Origin of the sequence: Synergistes jonesii (assembly GCF_000712295.1) — a bacterium.
GTDB lineage: Bacteria > Synergistota > Synergistia > Synergistales > Synergistaceae > Synergistes > Synergistes jonesii.
The window spans coordinates 1-2,444 of record NZ_JMKI01000041.1; the positions used below are offsets into that span (position 1 = coordinate 1).

The following is a 2,444-nucleotide window of genomic DNA, read 5'->3' on the forward strand; positions in this document are numbered from 1 at the left end:
CACCTAAAAGAAGGCTGCCGCCAAGCCTGGATTTCGCTTGGTGGGAGAGTATAACAAATTCTGTGTAAACTCCATAGAGAAGAAAGCAAGCCTCCTGGATTGGTGTTAAGATAAATTCAATCCAGGAGGATATTTTTATGGCAAGACAGAGAAAACTGACACCGGAAAGAAAAGCGCTTATTCAGAGTCTCCTTTCCCACTACAAACCGGAAGACGCCCAGGACGTACAGGCTATGCTGAGGGATCTTCTCGGAGATACGATCCAGCAGATGCTGGAAGCCGAGATGGATGACCATCTCGGTTACAGCAAATATGACTACAAGAACAAGCATACAGATGACAGCCGCAACGGCTACAGCCCTAAAACAGTCACCTCTTCGGCCGGAGATATCCCGATCGACGTCCCCAGAGACCGCAAGGGTGACTTCGAACCGCAGTCAGTCAAAAAGAACCAGACCGATATCTCAAATATAGAGGATCAGGTCCTGTCCATGTATGCAAAAGGCATGACGACCCGGGATATCTCGGCTCACCTGCAGTCTATCTACGGTGTGGATGCCTCTGCTGAAATGATTTCGCGAATGACGGATCGAATTCTGCCGATTGCCAAAGAATGGCAGAACCGGCCGCTGGCCAAAAAGTATGCAGTCGTCTTTATGGACGCCGTGCATTTCAATGTGAGGCAGGACGGCCGAACCGTCAAGAAAGCCGTTTATGTTGCTATTGGGACAAGACTGGACGGGCATCGTGAAGTCCTTGGCCTGTGGGTCGGCGGAAATGAGAGCGCCAAGTACTGGGTCGGTGTCCTTAACGAGATCCGTAATCGCGGCACCGAAGATATTTTCATTATCTCCGTCGACGGCCTGACAGGCTTTGCAGATGCGATAAGCGCCGTATATCCCAAGGCCGAAATCCAGCGCTGCATTGTCCATCAGATCCGTTACACGACAAAATTCGTCTCTTACAAGGACATTAAGGCTTTTATGAATGATTTGAAGGGTGTCTATCAGGCTCCTACACTGGAGCAGGCCGAGGAAGGGCTTGACAGACTTGAAGAGAAGTGGGGCTCGAAATACCCGTCTTCGGTAGCGAGCTGGCGGAACAACTGGCCTCAGTTATCCGCTTATTTCAAGTATCCCTATGAGCTGCGCCGGATGATCTATACGACAAACCAGATCGAGAACTACAACCGGCAGCTCAGGAAAGTGACAAAAACACGTACGATCTTCCCCTCAGACGACGCCCTTTTCAAGCTCCTTTATCTTGCGACGATGGACATCACTGAAAAGTGGACCGGCAGGGACAGGGACTGGAGTAAAATTCTGTCACAGCTGTGCATTTACTTTGAGGAACGCATAGAACCCGGAGATCTGGAATAGCCCTAAACGCCTATAAGAAAAGTCCGGGCTGCAGTCCATTGACAGCCCGGATAGCGTATGTCATTATGGTGATACTGAAGCAGTAACGGTAACCCTTTGATGTCTTACATCGATCCAGGGGCAAGGGGTTTACACAGAATAAGTTACACTACCAAATTGGCCTACTAAACTTGGGGTAGACATCGCTTAATTAGAGTCTGTTCACATTAAATTGCATCTACGATCATAGCAAAGTAGATGAACCCACAGAACAGCACGTCAAGCTTATCGTAACGGGTAAATATTTTCCGAAACCGCTTAAGACGCAAGAAATATCGCTCTATCTCATTGCGTTGCTTATATCTCTCCCTATCATACTCCCATGGATCTTTGCGGTTCGATTTTGGAGGAACAACCGGAAAATATCCCTTCTCCATCGTTTTTCTCCGCATATTCTCTCCCTCATAAGCTCTGTCCATCAGGATGTATTTTTGCTCTGGGACTCTTATGATCTTGTCAAGCAGAGCTGTGCCTTCCGACGAGTCATGGGCTTCTCCTCCGGATAGCACGAAGCCGACAGCCGATCTGTCAGTTGCGGTGACCATATGAATCTTCGTTGTGAGCCCGCCTCTCGATCTTCCAATGGACTGTTTTCCTCTTTTTTTAAAGCTCCCGTTCCGTCGGGATGAACCTTTACCGATGTGCTGTCCAGGCAGACCGCCTCGACCTTTATGCGAATAATGTTCTCCACTTGCAACACTTCAAACACGCGCTGTAAAACGCCATTTTTGCTCCACCTGTTCATGCGTACATAAATCGTATGCCAGTTCCCACAGGATTTCGGCAACGCCCTCCACTTGCAGCCGTTTTCCGTGACATACAGTATCGCATTGATCAGTTGGAGATTACTCATACTCACATTCCCGCGCTGACGGGGCAAGTATTTTTCGATACGATCATATTGTTCTTGAGTGATTTCCATATGCACATCATCGCATATCATTGGAATATTTGTCTATTAGTGTGAACRCGCTCTAAGYWACGGGTGAGCGTCATTGGGACGGTTATCCACTTCGTGTGCCGATA

2 protein-coding genes are annotated in these 2,444 nt (G+C 48.4%); one reads left to right on the forward strand and one right to left on the reverse strand.

Going from position 1 to position 2,444, the window contains the following annotated elements; all coding sequences use genetic code 11:
• Nucleotides 1-137: 137 nt before the first annotated feature.
• A complete protein-coding gene (locus tag EH55_RS10480; protein ID WP_037977631.1) occupies nucleotides 138-1,379 on the forward strand; it encodes an IS256 family transposase in 1,242 nt (413 codons plus the stop codon).
• 206 nt (nucleotides 1,380-1,585) lie between these two features.
• Here EH55_RS10480 and EH55_RS14260 read toward each other — a convergent pair.
• Nucleotides 1,586-2,340 (reverse strand): IS5 family transposase gene (locus EH55_RS14260; protein WP_141730633.1). Its coding sequence is split into 2 segments (ribosomal slippage): nucleotides 1,586-2,016 and nucleotides 2,016-2,340, totalling 756 coding nucleotides; the frame shifts between segments, so codons are not numbered across the junction.
• Nucleotides 2,341-2,444 lie beyond the last annotated feature (104 nt).